13 protein-coding genes are annotated in these 19,107 nt (G+C 25.1%); 2 read left to right on the forward strand and 11 right to left on the reverse strand.

Annotated elements, in window-relative coordinates; all coding sequences use genetic code 11:
• Positions 1 to 14: 14 nt before the first annotated feature.
• On the reverse strand, positions 15 to 1,895 hold the full coding sequence (locus BGI42_RS08960; protein ID WP_069679987.1) for an NADH-quinone oxidoreductase subunit NuoF: 1,881 nt from the start codon (positions 1,893 to 1,895) through the stop codon (positions 15 to 17).
• Positions 1,885 to 2,376 (reverse strand): NADH-quinone oxidoreductase subunit NuoE family protein, encoded by a 492-nt coding sequence (locus BGI42_RS08965; RefSeq protein ID WP_069679988.1) that lies wholly within the window; start codon positions 2,374 to 2,376, stop codon positions 1,885 to 1,887. Before BGI42_RS08965 ends, BGI42_RS08960 begins: the two co-directional genes overlap by 11 nt.
• 360 nt (positions 2,377 to 2,736) lie before the next feature.
• Here BGI42_RS08965 and cls point away from each other — a divergent pair, with 360 nt between their 5' ends.
• Both cls and BGI42_RS08975 read left to right on the forward strand, forming a co-directional pair.
• Positions 2,737 to 4,164 carry a cardiolipin synthase gene (gene cls / locus BGI42_RS08970; protein WP_069679989.1) on the forward strand — a complete coding sequence of 476 codons (1,428 nt, stop codon included), beginning with the start codon at positions 2,737 to 2,739 and terminating at the stop codon, positions 4,162 to 4,164.
• Between the two features lie 107 nt (positions 4,165 to 4,271).
• Positions 4,272 to 5,462 (forward strand): AI-2E family transporter, encoded by a 1,191-nt coding sequence (locus BGI42_RS08975; RefSeq protein ID WP_069679990.1) that lies wholly within the window; start codon positions 4,272 to 4,274, stop codon positions 5,460 to 5,462.
• Positions 5,463 to 5,578: 116 nt separating this feature from the next.
• On the opposite strand, the gene BGI42_RS08980 is transcribed toward BGI42_RS08975, so the two are convergent.
• The 9 genes from BGI42_RS08980 to BGI42_RS09020 all read right to left on the reverse strand — a co-directional run bounded on the left by BGI42_RS08980 (position 5,579) and on the right by BGI42_RS09020 (position 19,101).
• Positions 5,579 to 6,661, reverse strand: coding sequence for an alpha/beta fold hydrolase (locus BGI42_RS08980; RefSeq protein WP_069679991.1), 1,083 nt, complete (start codon positions 6,659 to 6,661; stop codon positions 5,579 to 5,581).
• 483 nt (positions 6,662 to 7,144) lie between these two features.
• On the reverse strand, positions 7,145 to 7,690 hold the full coding sequence (locus BGI42_RS08985; RefSeq protein ID WP_069679992.1) for a GNAT family N-acetyltransferase: 546 nt from the start codon (positions 7,688 to 7,690) through the stop codon (positions 7,145 to 7,147).
• A 402-nt stretch (positions 7,691 to 8,092) separates the two neighbouring features.
• Positions 8,093 to 9,415, reverse strand: coding sequence for an APC family permease (locus BGI42_RS08990; RefSeq protein WP_069679993.1), 1,323 nt, complete (start codon positions 9,413 to 9,415; stop codon positions 8,093 to 8,095).
• A gap of 271 nt (positions 9,416 to 9,686) precedes the next feature.
• The gene (locus tag BGI42_RS08995; RefSeq protein ID WP_069679994.1) at positions 9,687 to 10,145 is read right to left on the reverse strand and encodes a DUF1097 domain-containing protein; all 459 of its coding nucleotides are present in this window, start codon (positions 10,143 to 10,145) and stop codon (positions 9,687 to 9,689) included.
• 156 nt (positions 10,146 to 10,301) lie between these two features.
• Positions 10,302 to 11,540, reverse strand: a complete 1,239-nt coding sequence (gene preA / locus BGI42_RS09000; RefSeq protein WP_069679995.1) for an NAD-dependent dihydropyrimidine dehydrogenase subunit PreA — start codon at positions 11,538 to 11,540, stop codon at positions 10,302 to 10,304.
• Positions 11,540 to 12,793, reverse strand: coding sequence for an FAD-dependent oxidoreductase (locus BGI42_RS09005; protein ID WP_192875400.1), 1,254 nt, complete (start codon positions 12,791 to 12,793; stop codon positions 11,540 to 11,542). Before BGI42_RS09005 ends, preA begins: the two co-directional genes overlap by 1 nt.
• A gap of 911 nt (positions 12,794 to 13,704) precedes the next feature.
• Complete coding sequence (locus BGI42_RS09010) at positions 13,705 to 14,868, reverse strand: anti-sigma factor domain-containing protein (protein WP_242984716.1); 1,164 nt, start codon at positions 14,866 to 14,868, stop codon at positions 13,705 to 13,707.
• A 27-nt stretch (positions 14,869 to 14,895) separates the two neighbouring features.
• The gene (gene sigI / locus BGI42_RS09015; RefSeq protein WP_069679997.1) at positions 14,896 to 15,558 is read right to left on the reverse strand and encodes an RNA polymerase sigma factor SigI; all 663 of its coding nucleotides are present in this window, start codon (positions 15,556 to 15,558) and stop codon (positions 14,896 to 14,898) included.
• 393 nt (positions 15,559 to 15,951) lie between these two features.
• The gene (locus BGI42_RS09020) at positions 15,952 to 19,101 is read right to left on the reverse strand and encodes a DEAD/DEAH box helicase (protein ID WP_069679998.1); all 3,150 of its coding nucleotides are present in this window, start codon (positions 19,099 to 19,101) and stop codon (positions 15,952 to 15,954) included.
• Positions 19,102 to 19,107: the final 6 nt, after the last annotated feature.

Genomic DNA, 19,107 nt, shown 5'->3' on the forward strand with positions numbered 1-19,107 from the left:
ACATTGTAAATTATTTAAACCATTTGTATTGCTTTAAATGCACATCCTTCCATACATGCGCCACATTTAATGCATTTAGATTTATCAATGGTATAAGGTTTCTTTATTTCCCCTGTAATAGCTCCAGCAGGACAGATTCTAGCACATTTAGAACATCCTTTACATTTGTCTTTATTTATTTCATAAGACATTAAAGCTTTGCATACTCCCCCTGGACATTTTTTATCTACAACGTGTGCTATATATTCATCTCTAAAATATTTCAAGGTACTTTTTACTGGTAATGATGCACTTTTTCCAAGACCACAAAGTGCCGTTTCAGATATGGTATCTGATAATTCTTCTAACATATCAAGATGCTCTAGTGTACCTCTTCCTTCTACAATATCAGTTAAAATTTCTAACATTCTCTTTGTACCTTCTCTACAAGGTATACATTTTCCACAGGATTCATTTTGAGTAAAATTCATAAAGAAACGTGCTACTTCTACCATACAGCTTTTATTATTCATTACAACTAGTCCACCACTACCTATCATAGCACCAACTTTCTTTAACGAATCAAAATCTAGTGGTAATTCTAAATGATTTTCACCAACACAAAGACATCCTCCTGATGGACCGCCAATTTGAACTGCTTTAAATTTTCCCTCTTTTACCCCTCCACCAATGTCAAATATTATTTCTTTTAATTTTGTTCCCATGGGAACTTCTATTAATCCTGTATGTTTTACATTTCCAGTAAGTGCAAAAGCCTTAGTTCCATAATTTTTTTCAGTACCAATATTCTTATACCATTTTGCTCCTTTATTTATTATGCTTGGAACATTACAGAACGTTTCAACGTTATTTAATACTGTTGGTTTTTCAAATAAGCCTTTTTCAACAGTTCTTGGTGGTTTAACTCTTGGCATACCTCTATTACCTTCTATAGATGCTGTAAGAGCACTACCTTCACCACAAACAAATGCTCCTGCTCCTTGACTTATATGTAAGTCAAAGTCAAATCCAGAATTTAAAATATTATCACCTAAAAATCCCGTTTTAATAGCTTGTTCTATAGCCATTTGTAGCCTTTTAACTGCAAGAGGATATTCAGCACGAACATATATATAACCATGATGTGATTTAGTTGCAATTCCAGCTATAATCATTCCTTCAATTACTCTATGTGGATCACCTTCCATCATACTTCTATCCATAAAAGCTCCTGGATCACCTTCATCACCATTGCACACTATATATTTTTCTTTTTCAGACTGTTTTAATACTTGAGACCATTTTCTTCCTGTTTGAAAACCACCCCCACCTCTTCCACGAAGATATGATTCAGATATTTCATTTACAATTTCTTCTGGTGTCATATCAAAAAGTGCTTTAGCAACAGCAGTATAACCATCAACAGCTAAATATTCTTCAATAGATTCTGCATTTATGTGACCACAATGTTCTAAAGCAATACGTGTTTGTTTTGCATAAAAAGGAATTTCTTCTTGCTTGCCATAACTTTTATCTTCATTTTTATAAATAAGACGTTCTATTATTTCATTTGATATTATGCTTCTTTCAACAATTTCTTCACAATCTTCTAGTTTAACCTTTATATATAGTATTCCCTCTGGTTCTATTCTCAAAAGAGGACCCATTTCACAAAATCCATGACATCCACTCTTTTTTAAACCAATACTATCATTATGTGGTTCTTCTTCTAATGAAATACTTATTTCAAGACCTCTTTGTTCTATTAATTCTTTCAATTTATCATATATTTTTAATGAACCACTAGCTACACATCCTGTACCACCACAAATTAATATTCGCTTAGCTTGTTTACCTAAAACCAACTTATATTTTTGTATTGAAGAATTCAACTCTTCTCTAGTATTAATTCTCATTAGTTGCTTCCTCCTTTAATTGTTTTATTAAATCTCTAGCTTTTTGCTTAGTCATACTAGGATACACTATATCGTTTACAGTACAAGCAGGTGCTAACCCACATGCCCCTAGGCAAGATACAGTTTCAACTGTAAAAAGCATATCATCTGTTGTAATCTTATTTTCTGAAAGCCCTAATATTTTTCTAAACTCCTCTAATATAGGTATAGAGCCTCTTACATGACATGCCGTTCCATCACAAATTTTTATTACATGTCTACCTTTAGGTTGCAACGAAAAGTTTTCATAAAAGGTTGCTACACCATATATTTTTGCTTCACTTATATCTAGTTTTTTTGCAATATAACATAGTGCTTCTTTTGGTAAATAACGATATTTTTTTTGAACTTCTTGCATTATTGCAATGACTGATGACTTTTGATAATTATGATAAGCTACAATGTTATTTAATTCTTTCATTTCTTCTTCCTTTAATATCATTTGTCCACCCCCACATTTTGTTAATTATTATAAATAAAAAAATGATTAAATAATATGGTTATACATATCAAATCACTTTTATAATCAGAATTATATATTATTTATATTTCAAATATACTCCTATCTGTTTAATCTTTATCACTCTATATTTTTATGATAGTTATTTATTCCATTATACATATTAAAACATATAATTTACTTATTTGTAAAATATATTTAATATTTCTTATACACTCATTTTATCTAATTCATATAAATTTTATCCTATTTCATTATTTACTATCACCTTATTAGTATAAAAAGTTAATTATAAGAAGAATATATTATAAAGATATAAAATTACATTAAAAGGTGACGTGTATGAATATATATTTAACTTTAACATTAATTCTTTTTATTATTAATTTTATATGTGCAATTTCTTTGGTATTTATTGAAAAAAGAGATACAACAGCTATATGGGCCTGGTTATTAATTCTATTTGTTTTTCCCTTTTTAGGATTTATTCTTTATTTATCTTTTGGTCAAAATATATCAAAGAAAAAGATTTTTAGCAAAAAAGCTGTTATCGATAAAAACAAAATAACAAAATTAATAAATGATTTAAATAAAAATATAAATAATGAAGTTGCCGAAGAATACTTAGATCTCATAAAAATGAATTTCTATACTAACTATAGTATCTATACAAAAGAAAATAAAATAAAAACTTATATCAATGGTAAAGAAAAATTTGAAGATTTATTTGAAGATATTAAAAATGCAAAATCTTTTATAAATATCGAATACTATATCTTTAGATTTGATACTCTTGGTTCTAAACTAATAAATTTGCTTAAACAAAAAGTTAATGATGGAATTGAAGTTAGATTATTAGTAGATGGAATGGGGTCTAAATGCTTAACAAAAAAACAAATTAAATATATTAAATCTTGTGGTTTAAAATTTTCAGTTTTTTTTCCAAATATAGCACCATATATTAATCTTAGATTAAATTATAGAAATCATAGAAAAATAGTAATTATTGATGGAGATATAGGTTATGTAGGTGGATTTAATGTTGGTGATGAATATATCAATAGAGGTAAACAATTTTCCTTTTGGAGAGATACTCATATAAGAATTTTAGGATCTGCTGTTATAGAATTAAATAAACGTTTTGCTCTTGATTGGGAATATGCTGCTAAAGAAAATATTTATGAAATTCAATTAAAGACAATCAATACTTCTTTTAAAGGAGATGTTGGAATACAAATAGTTTCATCTGGACCTGATAATATGGAGGAATATATAAAGAATTCTTATTTGAAAATTATAACAAATGCTAAAAAGTATATATTTATACAAACTCCTTATTTAGTTCTTGATCATCCTATGATTGAAGCTTTAAAAATCGCCTCATTTTGTGGAGTTGATGTAAGAATAATGGTTCCAAATAAGGCTGATCATTTTTTTATGGGTTGGGCATTAAGTGCTTCAATCGATAGTCTTATTAAATCTGGCATTAAATTTTACAAATATAAAAATGGCTTTATTCACTCCAAAACCATTGTTTCAGATAGTTCAGTATGTAGTATTGGTACTGCTAATTTAGATATAAGAAGTTTTAAACTTAATTTTGAAATTAATGCTCTAATTTATAATTCTGATATAGCTAAAAATTATGAAAATATATTTATAAAAGATCAAGAGAAATGTAAATTACTCACAATAAAAGAGTATGAAAATAGAGGATACAAAACTAAAATTTTAGAATCTATTTCTAGGTTAATCTCTCCAATTCTTTGATAATAAAAAAAATTTAATTATTTTTTTATTATTTTTTCTAAAATTTATGTTAAACTATATTTTATTATATTGTAATAACGATACAAATTTTAGAAAGGTGACTAAAAATGAAGATTGATATTGATAAAAAATTATTTAAATATGGATTATATACTGCTATTACAGCGATAACTATATATGTTGCATTTGCTATTTTGTTTAATATGGGTAATATTTTAGAAACTATCTTTAACATTATAGTTAAAATAACTTCATTAATCAAACCATTAATAATAGGAATTTTAATTACATATATTTTATTTCCTCTTACTAGAAGTATAGAAAATTTTCTAAAAAATAATAATATCTATAAGATAAAAAATACTGGTACTTGTCGTGCTTTAAGTGTTATATTTTCTTATCTTTCAATAATAGGAATAATACTTGGACTTCTTTGTGGAATTTACTTTATGATTGGTGGACAATTATCAAAAAATATTAGTATTTCTAATATAGTAGAATATATATCTACTTATTTAAATACACATTCATTTTCTAATTCATCAATTAGTTTAGCATTAGCAAACTTACCATTTTTAGATGCTTGGAAAAATCACATAGTAGAAATAGTTAATTTTATTCAGAATTATATTACAAATAATATAGGAAAAATGGCTTCTTTTGCAGTATCTATAGGAAGTAGTGTTGCTACCTTCTTTATTGCCCTAGTTATAAGTATTTACTTACTAAAAGATTATGAATATTTTATTAATCTTTGGCAAAAACTTTATTACTTAATTTTTAGAAATAGTCATTTTGGTAAAAAAACAAATTATATATTTGCAACAATTCATGAAGTATTTGGAAAATTTATTCGTGGTCAGTTATTAGAAGCTTTCTTTGTAGGAGTACTTTCAGCCATAGCTTTATCTATAGTTAGAATAGATTATTCATTTGTTATAGGTATAATAGTTGGTTTGTCTAATCTCATTCCGTATATTGGTCCAATAGTAGGTACTATTTTAGCTGCTATAATGGGATTATTAAGTGGAACACCTATAAAAATAGTTTATGCCATTATTGCAATGATTATTGTACAACAAATAGATAATAATCTTTTGGCACCCAAAATAGTTGGAAATAGCGTAGGTCTACATCCAGTATTTACTATGCTTGCAATATTAATAGGTGGTAATATAGGTGGATTATTTGGAATGCTTTTAGCTGTACCTTTAGCTGCTTCATTTAAAGTATTATTAAATAATTGGTATACTAATTATATGAGAAAAGAAAACTTAAAACAAAATAAAAATCTATAATTAATAAAAGAGATATCGTAATTTTAATAGATATCTCTTTTTCGTACTTAATTATTTAAGATTAAATAAAATTCTTGCTACCAAAATAAGATAGTTTAAATAAACAAATTTTAATCTTATAAATTTTCTTCATAGAATGTGAACACATTATTTAAATAACCCCTTAATAGCTCATCTCTTTCTCTGAAAAGACCATGCTTGGAACCTTCATAAAATATCTTATTACAATCTTTTGCATATTTTTTAAATTTATTTTGTCCACCTGATTTTACAAAATCATCTTTATCAGCTTGCATTAGCATTACAGGAATTTCAACTTTTGATGCATTATCTTTAGATGTAATTTCTTCAGTTGCATATATTGATGCTTGAAGCCAATTATATGAAGCACCACCTCTTTGCAAATCTTCATTATTTTTTACTATATTATAATAATATCTATATCTAGCATCTGATGACGTATCAGAACCCTTTAAATCATAAATTCCTTTATATTTTCCTTCACCTGCAATATATCTATCACCAAATGACAATGCTACACTTGTGTTTGCTATTAATTTAACTATAAATTCAGGTACTTTACCAGTATTTATTTCTAACATAGGTGAAGTTAAAACTACTGCATGAAAATACTCTGGATATTCTTCTAAAAACTTACTTCCAATGCCACCCCCCATTGAATGTGCAAATAAAAATATTTTTTTACCATTAGATTTAGGAATAACAACTTCGTCCATTAATTCTTTTAAATCTAAAACATAATTTTCAAAATCTTTTACATTTATTTGACTCTTATCTTTAACTCCAAGAGAACCAGATCTTCCATGCCCCCTATGCTCTAGTCCAAAAACTGAATATCCTTGATTCAAAAAATAATAAATTATCTCATTATACTTTTCTAATGATTCAGAAAATCCATGACTTATAACAATATTAGCCTTAGAATTATTTGACTTATACATTTCATAATATATATTAACACCATCTTGCCCTGGTATATAACCTGTCTCTTTTATATTATCAATATATGGTTCTACTATTTCTTTCATTTTATCTTCATAATTATTTTCTGATACATATATATCATTTAATGAATCCTTATCAAAAGCAAAAACTTGTTGATATGGTAATTCAAAATATAAAGTTATTAACACCATAATAGTAAAAATAGCAACTGTTCTTTTAATATTTTTGCACATTAAAATTCCCCTTTTCACTAATTATTTTTAGTTATAACTAAAATGTAATCGATTACTTTAATTGTAAACTTAATTTCTATATTTAACAATATTAAAATAAATTTTTATAAAATTCCCATTAAAATTATATTTAAAATTCTAAATTAATAGAAATTCCTTTTTATTTTAATAATTAAATTTCATTTGTAGTTTTATGTATTATTATTCATTTAAATAATTAATTGTATTATATTTCAAAAATTATTTTTTAGTTTTTTATTACATTTTTTCTATTTTTATATGTATAAAATTTAAATATAAGTTAATAATTTAAATATCATAACAATCTTCTCAATATATATTTGAAATAGTACTTTGTTTAATAAATATTTTTTATTAATACTAAGTACTATTTTTTATTTTAGTACCACATAAATCGAAAGAACCCAATTAAAGTACTAATATACTAATAAAGCAACATATATTTTTAATAATTATATTGTTTTAAAAACTAAAAATATTATTATTTTGTTTGTATACTTTATCATAAACATTATTTCTAAAATATATAAATTCATTCTCACTTATATTATATGGATATGTCATTATTTTTAGTGGTAATAGTTCATTTCCTACTTGCAATGGTAATTGAACATACTCAAAATCATTTAAATAAAATCCTAATCTCTTATAAAATTCTATTCTACGTATGCTTATAGCATCATTTGGATATTCTACCTCTAAATAGATGGGCTTATTAAAATTTTTTATATACTCTTTTAACATTTTTGTACCTAACCCATTACCTCTTAAACTTATATCTACTGCAAAATGTTCTATAAAATTAAATTTATCAAATTCCCATGTTGCTATAAATCCTAATACCTTATCATTACCATTCTTTATTCCATATACTTTATATAAAATTTCACTAAATATTTCTTTTTGTCCTTTACGACTTCTTCTTTCTATATTAGGAAAAGACTTATCCAATAAGTCAAAGAAGCTATCAAAATCCTTTTGTTCAATTATTTCTAATTTCCTATGCATAATTTTCTCCTCCATTAAACTAAGAACCCATTTAATATTAAGACTCTGCTTTAGAATATTATTTTGCCTATTGCATATATCAACACATATTTAAAATAGAGCCATTATTTTATATCCTAAATAGATAGTATTACTTTTAATTATACTTTAATAATACTTTTGTGGCAAAATTTTGATTTTACTTTAACGATTATTAAATAGATTTTCTTTTTATTCTTTAGGTTTTATTTCTTAATCTTTAAGTAAAAATATAATCTAAATTATTCACAAATTTAACAAAATATAATTTCCTAAATAAAAAATCTTATATGCTTTGAGCATATAAGATTTTTAAATTATATATTACATATTTAATTTTTTAGTTTAATTTCAGATAAAATATAAGATAAATTGAAACCAAACTTAAGATGCTTGTTTACTATTATAATAATTATAAATATAAAATGGTATTCCTATAAGCATTAATATAAATCCCCACATTGCTGTTTCTGCTCCAGAACCATAAATAGTCCATATAGAATATATAAAAGCTAAAAGTGGTAGAATTGACTTTTTTATGAATATTTTAAAAGTAAACTTTTGTTCTTCTCTAAACATAAGCATTATTTCTGAACTTACTGCTAATAAATAAACAGGTAAAAATGATAATGTTGCTAATATAGTTATAAAGGTAAAGGCAGATACCATACTCTTTTGATAATTCATTATAAGTAATATATTTACTAATACTGAACCAGCTATTAAAGAGTTTACCGGTGTCCCATATTTAGGATGTAACTTTCCAAAAAACTTTGGGAAAACACCATCAACTCCAGCAGCATATGAAACTCTAGCTGTTGATAATAACCATCCAATTGTTGTTCCTAAAATACATATTACAACTGCAATTGTTAGCCCTTTACCAATTGAACTTCCAAATATGTTTGTTAATATCTGTGTAAGCGGTGCTGAGCTAGTTGAAAGCTGTATATTTGACATAGCTCCCATACTTCCAACACTGATTAATATGTAAATAATAGATGCTATTATAATTCCATATATTGTACTCTTTTTAACATTTTTTTCTGGATCTCTTATTTCTCCTGCTGTAATTGTAGAACTTTCTAATCCAACAAATGCCCAAAGTGTTGATGTTGCTGCTAAGGGAATTGTACTTAATCCCTTATTTTCCGGCATAAGTGGTATTAAATTAATTTTATCAAAATTAAAAAAAGCAAATATTATAAATAATCCAAAAAAAGCGATTTTAAATACAGTAGCAAAAGTTTGAATTTTTCCTGCTTTTTTAACACCAACTATATTTATAATAGTAAAAATCCATAAAAGAGAACTAGTATATATTATAGATATTATTGGATTTTGAAGTGCAGGTATAATAGATGCACTATAACTAGACAACGCTACTATAATTGCAGCATTTCCAATCCAAGATCCATTCCAATATAACCAAGCACTTAAAAATCCAGTAAATTCTCCAAATGCTTCTTTAGTATATTGATACGCCCCTCCAGTAGCTGGGTATTTAGAACCCAAATTTGCAAAGGAAAGTGCTATTAATATAGAACCTATAGTTGTTATAATCCATGCTATTATTGTTGCTAATGGACCAGATACTTGAGCAAGGGTTGCTGGCAACATAAATACTCCTGAACCAATCATATTTCCACACACAAGCATGGTAGCCATAAATAGACTAATTTCTTTCTTCAAATTGTTATTTTCCATTTTTTCCTCCTAATGCTGGACTAAAATTACAATATAAAATTTAACCTTTAACATTGTAATTTTATCAACTTATCATCATTTGTCAATGTAATATCTAATGTTTTCATAAAAATCCATAATTTAATATTATTAAAAAAACTATTTTTATGATATATTTTGTATTTTTATAATATTTGAATTTGTAATTTGATTAATAGTTCATAAATTATATAGTATATTTATAAATTTCTGTTTATTGACAATTTACACAATATATTTAAAAGTAAATCAACTAATCTTCTTTTTTTCCATATTTATCATATAAAAGAATTCCTGTCCACTCGCATAAAAAACCTAATACCACACCTAAAAACAATGATGGCAGTAGCTTCATCCAGTCCCCATTAGCTGCAAATGTTGAAAAAGATCCTACAAAAGCTCCTGGTATAAATTTAAGTATGGTAATTTTAGATTGTATACATAAAAAAAATGTTATAATTATTGTCATAATAACTCCGGCTTGTGGAAATCCTAAGATAGCTGACATTTTTATACTTAACATTGCCCAAAATACTCCACTTAAATTTGTACATATAGCACTTTTAAATCCTTCTTTTTTACCGCCTGCTGCAAAAAATGTAGTACACCCTGCAAAACCAGCCCAAGCAATTAATCCAGTCATATCAGCACCTATCATCCATGCACCACAAAGTATTGCTGTGGTTAATGATAATGAAAATAATGAACTCATTATTATTCCCTCCTAATTAATATTATTTATAATTTCAATTTATATTTTTTCATAAAATCACGTAATAATATAAATTCATATTATTATAAAAATAGCTGTGTTTAATCTTAACAGATTTTTGACACAGCTATTATTATAAATGAATGATTTAAAAATTTATAGAATTATTTCTCTTTCTTTTCCATTATTTTTGAATTTTATTTCGCCTTTGCTTATAGCTGTAACTGGACATACAAGTGCACATAAATGACATCCAACACATCTATCTTTGTTTACCTGTGGTTTTCTTTCTTCTTCATTCCACTTTATAGCTTGATGTGCGCCATCATAGCATGAAATGTAGCATCTACCACAACCTAAACATTTTTCTTCATCTATTTTTGGATAAACTATATAGTCTCGATCTAAATCTTCTGCTGGAATAATATTTTTAACTGCTATTCCAACCATATCTTCTAATTTTTCAAATCCATGTTCATCCATAAAGTGAGATAATCCACTTATCATATCTTCTACTATTCTATATCCATATTGCATTACTGAAGTAGTTACTTGAAGATTGCTTGAACCTAATAAGATAAATTCTAAAGCATCTTCCCATGTTTCTATACCCCCAATTCCACTTATGGGAACATCTTTTAATTTTTTATTTTTCACAAGTTCATATATAAATCTTAAAGCTATTGGTTTAACAGCTTTTCCAGAATATCCCGAAACAGATGATTTAGCATTAACAACTGGTTTTGCAGTCATTGAATTTATATCAATACTAGTTATACTTTTTACAGTATTAATAGTTGCAAGTCCTGTTGCTCCACCTTCTATAGATGCAATAGCAGGTACTGACATATCTCCTATATTAGGAGTCATTTTCGCTAATATTGGCAAATGAGTTCCTCTTCTAGTTGCTTCACAATATTTCTTAACAAGTTCTGGATTTTGACCTACGTCAGATCCCATGTCATGACTTGTCATTTGAGGGCATGAAAAGTTACATTCTATCATGTCAGCTCCCGCTTCAGTTACAAGTTTAGCTAGTTCTTCCCATTCCTTTTCATTTTGTCCCATTATTGATGCAACTACAACTTTTGTAGGATAATTTTCTTTTAACCTTCTTAAATCATCTAAATTTTGCTCTAGTGAATGATCTGATATCTGCTCCATATTTTTAAACCCAACAAATGAAGTTGCTTCTTTTCTTAAAGCATCAAAACGTGGAGAAACTTCATTTGGCATAAAGAATCCTATAGTTTTAAACATTACTCCTGCCCATCCTGCTTCAAAAGCCTTAGCACACATCTCATAACAATTTCCTACTGGTGATGATGATAAGAAAAATGGATTTTCACATTTTACTCCGCAAAATTCTATTGATAAGTCTTTGATAATACCCATTATCTAGTACCTTCCTTTCCGTTTAAGTATTTATCTATTTTTTCTGCTGCTTCTTTTCCTAATTTAAGTGCATAAACAACTGTTTTATCACCATCGACTATATCTCCACAAGCAAATATCCATTTAATGTCAGTTGAATACTCTTTAACTTCTATAATTCCTTTATCATTAAGATTTACATTAGCTATTGAAGTTACGTCATCTTGTTCTTGTCCAATTGCAAATATAACATTTTCTGCTGGTATGTCTAAATTAGAATTATCAAACATTCCAACCCCTTTAAATCTTGATACCTTTCCATTTTCACCAATAATTTCATAAGGTTTAATTCCTGTAAATATAGGTATATTTAAATCAATTACTTCTTGAATACTCTTTCTCTCAGCTGGCATTTTTTCTATAGTTCTTCTATAAACTATTTTTACATCTTCTGAACCTAAATTTTTAGCTGTTATTGCACAATCTATAGCAACATCTCCCCCACCAATAACCGTAATTTTATTGCCTAAATTATATTTTCCTGTTGATTTTACTTCTTCTAAAAAATAAATACCATTTATTACACCATTTAAGTCTGAACCTTTTATTTTAATATCTTTACTTTTTTGCATTCCACATGCAATTAAAAATGCTTTGTACCCTTCTTTCTTTAAAGAATCTATTGTAATATCTTTTCCTATATTAACATTTGTTTTAAATTTTACTCCTATTTTCTTTATATAATCTATTTCATTATCTACAACTTCTTGTGGCAATCTTTCTTCTGGTATTCCATAAGTTAACCAACCGCCTAAATTTTCTCTTTTTTCAAATACTGTTACATTATATCCTAATTGTGCAAGCTTAGTTGCTGCTGCTAATCCACTTGGGCCTGAACCAATTATAGCAACTTTTTCTTTAATTAATTCTACTTTTTTTAATACTTCTAAACCTAATACTTTTTCATAATCAGTTAAATATCTTTGAAGCTTAGCAATTTCTATAGGTTTATCTATACCTGTTCTACTACAAGCTCCTTCACAATATTTTTTGGTAGGACATACTCTTGCACACACACCACCAAGTATGTTATTTTCTCTTATTGTCTCAACAGCACCTTTTAAATTTCTAAAACGAAGTGAACGAATAAATTTAGCAGGATTCGTGCCAATTGGGCAAGCTTGTGAACATGGTGCATCATAACATAATAAACATCTTGAAGATTCCTCTATAGCAAATACAGAATTGATTACTTCTTCATTGTTTTTTTTCATTTTATTATTTTTATACAAAATTATCCCCCCTAAGTTATGTGTTAAAAATATAATTTCAAAATTTAATCAATATTATTGAATAATAATACAATGTGGTAATTATATCATAAATAAATTCATTGTTTTACTTTGCACATTCATATTATGTTAATGTTTACATTGACTATTTGTTAAAATTGTTAATTTTTTGAAATTATTTTATAATTTCATTTTTATAAATACATTACATTTATTTATTTCATATTTTTATATATTTTATAAAATGTTTTAACTAAAACAAAACTATCTATTAAAACAATAAGTATGTTATTCTAATAGATAGTTTATTTTAATTTTTACTAATTATATAAATAATTTGTATATCATATAAATTACCATTTTATTTTAGTTATATTATTAATATTTAAAGCTCTTCCTATTACTACATTTAAATTATTATAATTAAATTTTATTTATTATATAGAGTAAACTATTGTTTTCTATTTATAGCAGAATAATATGCTATCCCTAGACCTATTGCTGCTACTATTATAATTGTTAAAAACATATAGCCTCACCTCCGAAAATTTTTACATTTCTAATTTTATAGAAATATATTAATTATCCTTAGTTTCTCCAATAAAGATAAATATATTTATAATAATTATTATATTTAGTTCCTCACTATTATCAGTATATAAATACTGATTTATTGTAAAATAATCGTAATCACTATAAAAAATTAACATTTATAAACTTCTTATAAACACTTACATGATTAAAATTAAAAAAAATCTATATGTTTGTTCTTTCCCATTTAACAAACATATAGATTACACTAAGTATTTGAGTTATTTTGTTCTTTTTATTAAAATTCTTCACCAAACAATATAAATTTTAATTAACTATTCATAAATAATACAATTAACCTTTTATCTTTCAGTACCTTTTTGGCTAATCTTTAAATTTTCTTCATTGTCTTTGCTATTTAATGTACTATTTTCACAATTATTTTTTTTATCATCTAAATTCATATTATTTTTATCTTCTGAATTACCATCATCTAAATCATCATCTTCTGAATTAGCATCATCTAAATTGCCATCTTTTGAATTACTATCCTCTGGTTTTATTTCCTCATCTGGCGGTAATACTATTTCAGGTTTTGTTTCTGGAATTTCTTCTTCATCTTTTTTTATTTCTATATCTTTTTTATCTTCTACTGGTTTTTGAACTTCTGGTGTTATTTCCTTTATTGGTTCTTCAACTTTATCTTTTTTAGGAATCACATTATTATCTAATGTTTCTTCAGCCTTATCAATATATTTATCCTTTGATAGATTATTGTTTATTTCTGGGTTTTCTTTAATTTCATCATCAGCTTTCCAATAAATACAATTTTCTTTATCTTTTATTAAAGATGTAATCTCTTTAACTGGTATTTCTTCAATTCTAGATTTTACATTTTCATCAGCTGAAAGTGAAGCTTCATATCTTCCTAAACTTATCCCTTTAGTTTTAGCTTCTTCTACAGCTTTCTTGTTTCCTTTAACAATAGCTACATTTTCAGTTTTAAAATTTGTTTGAATAGCATCTTTTATTTCATTTTCATAATTTTTATCTTCTCCCTCATCTAGTAAGGCAAAAGCAACTAACACTTCCCCTGTGTCACTTAAATATTTCTTTTCTACTAAAATATTTTTTATTTTTTCTATACCATCATTTATTTCCAAACCCTTTATAGATGAAAAATCAATACTTTTACCATCTGCATTAATCCCTTCAACTGACACTATTCTTTTCTTATTGTTAACTTCTATTTGAATACTTGGATTTATATCTAAACTCACTACAGCATATGCTTTACTAGAGCTTAATGGTTGGAAAAATGTGAATATAAGTAAAAATAACGCGGCAAAAGTTCCAAAAGTTTTAAATAAACTCATTTTATTAACACTTCTATTTTGATTAATATTAACCAAATCTTCTTCAAAATAAAAGATTTTTTGACCTAATTTCATACCATCTTTTACTTTTATACTTTGAATTCCACCACCATCATTCATTACTATAGCATAATCTTTTTTTATTTCCATTATTATTCCTCTGCTCACTATTATCACCTACTTCCTAATCCAATTTTTTAGTGTATTGAGATTTTTCTTAAATATTATTACTACTGAAATTATAAACTTCTTACTTCGTTTAATTACTTTTTCAGTAACAGAAAATCTAAGTACTACCTTTTTAATCGGCAATCTCTTTTTAACCTCCATAAAAGTTGTTAATTCTTCTACTTCACTTATTTTCTTTCCTAAATTAATAGCATTTTCTCTTGTTGCTCTTTGTTTTGGCGCCTCTTCAACTAAATCTTCAAAAGTAAAACCATATGACATTATTTCTGACTTTAATATATTTATGTCATCTACTAATAATCCGTTATCTTCCTCTTCTAAATATTCATCCTGAATTTCTATTCCTTTTTCAACAAGTTCCTCAAGAGATGAGCATGAATATTTATTCTGACTTTTCAAGTAATTTTTAATTCTACTTGATATAACAAGCTTTGCAAAAGGTAAAAAGTATCCTTTATTTTTCTCATATCTTTCAACAGCCTCACAAAATGCAAGCAATGCAATACTTAGTTCTTCATCATTTTCACAAGACACATATCTACCAGTAACATCAGATATACTTTTTATTATAAAAGGCATATGTTGATCTATCAGTTGATTTATATCAAGGTCTTGTCCAATATTTAAATCTTCTAAAACACATTCGAGCATATTTAAGCTCCCTTCCTGTTCATTATTATATACAAAAAATATTATTATTTTCGGTACTTTTTATTTCTAAATAAATAAAATTTTCTAAAATATAATACATTGTATTACTTCATAATTATATATTACCATATATTTTTTAACAAAGAAAATAATAAAACTTCTAATTTATAAGCGTTAATTTTAATTAAATTAAAATCAAATATAATATTTAACTATTTATATATAAAGCTTAATAATTTTTATTAATGTATAAATCCTACATTCCTTTAAGTTTAATTAAACCTAATTTTATTATTTTAATACTAAAAATAAAAAATATAGAAATTAAACTTTTAATTAAAAGATCTAACTCCTATATTTTTTACTAATCTATCTTATAATAAATATTATGTATTATAATTTTAATAACTCTATTAATGCTTCCATATTCATCTTATTTACTAATCCATCTTCTTTTAACTCTCCTGTTATTACATCTTCTATTAATTCTTTTTTATCTTCTTGAAGCAATAATATCTTTTCTTCTATACTTTCCTTAGTTATTAATTTAATTACTTGAACTATATTTCTCTGTCCTATTCTATGAGCTCTATCTGTAGCCTGATCTTCTATAGCTGGATTCCACCAAGGATCAAAATGTATTACCATATCTGCTGAAGTTAAATTTAATCCTGTTCCACCAGCTTTTAAAGATATTAAAAATAACTTTATATCTTGATTATTATTAAACTCATGTACAAGTTTAATTCTATCTTTAGGTGAAGTACTCCCATCTAAATATAAATATGAAATTTGTTCATATTTAAGTTCATTGCAGATTTTATTTAAAACAGATGTAAATTGAGAAAAAAGAAGTATTTTGTGATTATTATTTATAGCTTTTTTTATTAAATCTTTAGCTATATTGATCTTTCCACTTCCTCCATCATAATTTTCAACAATTATTGATGGATCTAAGCATAATTGCCTAAGTCTTGTTAAATACGAAAATAAAGTTATCTTATTATTTCCATTATCAATTTCTTTCAACTTCTTTTGTATTTCTTTAATATATGTTTTATATAACTTCTTTTGATTTTCAGTCATTTCTACAAAAAATTTATTTTCTATTTTATCAGGTAATTCCTTTATGACGTCCTTTTTTAATCTTCTTAATATATAAGGACTTATCATAACTTTTAATTCTTGTTTAGATAATTCATTATTATTTATGAATCTTTTAGAAAACTCATCTTTACTAAAAAGATATCCTGGCATTATAAAGTCAAATAAAGACCATAAATCAGTTAAATTATTTTCTACTGGTGTTCCTGTTAAAGCAAATCTATTTTTAGCTTTTAACCCTTTCACAATTTCTGTTACCTTAGCCTTTGGATTATTTATGTTTTGTGCTTCATCTATTATTAAATAATCACTTTCCGTATTCTTATACTTTAAATAGTCATTTCGTAAAGTCCCATATGTGGTAATTAACACATCATATTTTTCTTTGTTATTTAATGTCTTATTTCTTAATTTTAAATCACCATGTATAATACCCACTTTTAAACTTGGTGCAAATTTTTTAAATTCATCAGCCCAATTATATATTAATGATGTTGGTGTTATAACCATTGATTTCTTATTTTGTTCAGAAAGTAAAAATGAAATTACTTGAATTGTCTTACCAAGTCCCATTTCATCAGCAAGTATACCTCCAAACCCTAGCCTACTTAAATTTTTAAGCCATTTATATCCTTTTACTTGATATCCCCTTAAAGTAGCATTAAGGTTTATTGGAATAACTATTTTTTCTTCATTTATATTTTCTAATTTATCTACAGCCTCTTTTAATATTTCTCTACCAATAACATTATGTCTTTTATCATTTAATTTTTCATTTAAATAATATAGCTTACAATTATCAATCTTATACAAGTTATCTGCACTTATTATATCTATATTTAAACTTTCTACAATTCTAAAGAAATTTTCCATATCTTTATCTTCTAAATCAACAAAACTTTCATCATTAAGTTTTATGTAACTTTTTTTATCTTTCCAAGCTATATACATTTTATTTAAATCATTTCTATTAAAGTCATCTAATGAGAATTCAAGATAAGTATGTTGTTCATTACCTCTTTTTAAATTATAATTAATAAATGAACCATTAAATAAGTTAAAAGCTCTTTCTTCCCCTAAATTACTTACCATTCCTATTTGTTTAATCTTATCTAATCCATTTTTTAAAAATTCATAGTATTCATCATCATTTCCTTGGAATATAAACTCCCCATTTCTATAAAAAAACCTTAATTTATTCATTTCACTTTCTACATTTCTAACTTTTCTAGATCTTTTAATGATTATATTAGAATTTATATTTTCATGAGCATAATCTAATTCTAAATCTTCTCTAATTATTTTAACTTTAATACTTTTAGTATAACTATTTATTGAATGGAATTTAAAATTTATTAAACCATCTAAATCATCAATAATTTCTTTATCTATATTAACCTCAGAAGTTATATTATTTAAAGTTTCTATTATTTTATTTAACTCTCGTATATCAATATCTTTCTGTAGAATGATTTTTCCATATTTCTTTAAATCCTTATAAAAATTAATATAAATTTTTAATTGATTCATAGGTGGTATATATATATTTCTATCAAATAAAAATGAATTCATTTTTTTATTTAATGGTATAGGAAAATTTTTTTTAGTTGTTATTATATAATTCTCTCTTACCTTTTTTATTGTAAAACTAATTGGTAACGGAGCTGTTTTTACATCACATAAATAATTTTGATAATTAAATTTAAACTTTATTCTCTTTTCACACATAATATTTAAAAATCTTCTTATGTTTGCTGGAAATAACCTTATACTACTATCAAACAACTTTCCTCTACAAACGCTTAAATATTCTTCTAAAAATTCTATTATTTTTTTATCTTTTTCACTAAAATAATATTTTTTTTCACAATAAATAAGACCTCTAGCTATATAAAAATCTTCTTTATTTATATAACTCTCTATAAACTCTTTTATATTAACTAAATATTTTGTTTTATCACCTATAAAAAAACTTGTTTCAAAATAATTTCCATTTTTATCTTTTACTTCATTTAGTACTACATCTATTTCTAAAAGTTCTTTATTGTTTTCTTCATTTAATATATATTTAGAATGTGTTTTTTTTATAGTCTCTATATTACTCTTTTTATTTTGTTTTTTTACTTTATCAAAAAATGTTAAAACTATAGCTGATAAGTGCTCACAAAAAATTATATCATTTATATTTTCATTATACTTTTCTTCATGACATTCACACTTTGCTAATATAACTTTTCCACTTTTCAAATCTATTCTTAAATGTGGATTATATTCCTTACATTTTTCTCCTTTTATTTTTCCATATATATTATATGAATTTTTAAACTTTTTTCCATTAAGTCTAGATATCATTTTATTTTTTATAATATCTTTACCTTTTACCAAACTTATTTTGGATATACTTTTTAGTAATTGTAATTCTAAATCTAATAATTTCAAATTATC

This window comes from Clostridium taeniosporum, assembly GCF_001735765.2.
GTDB classification, from domain to species: domain Bacteria; phylum Bacillota; class Clostridia; order Clostridiales; family Clostridiaceae; genus Clostridium; species Clostridium taeniosporum.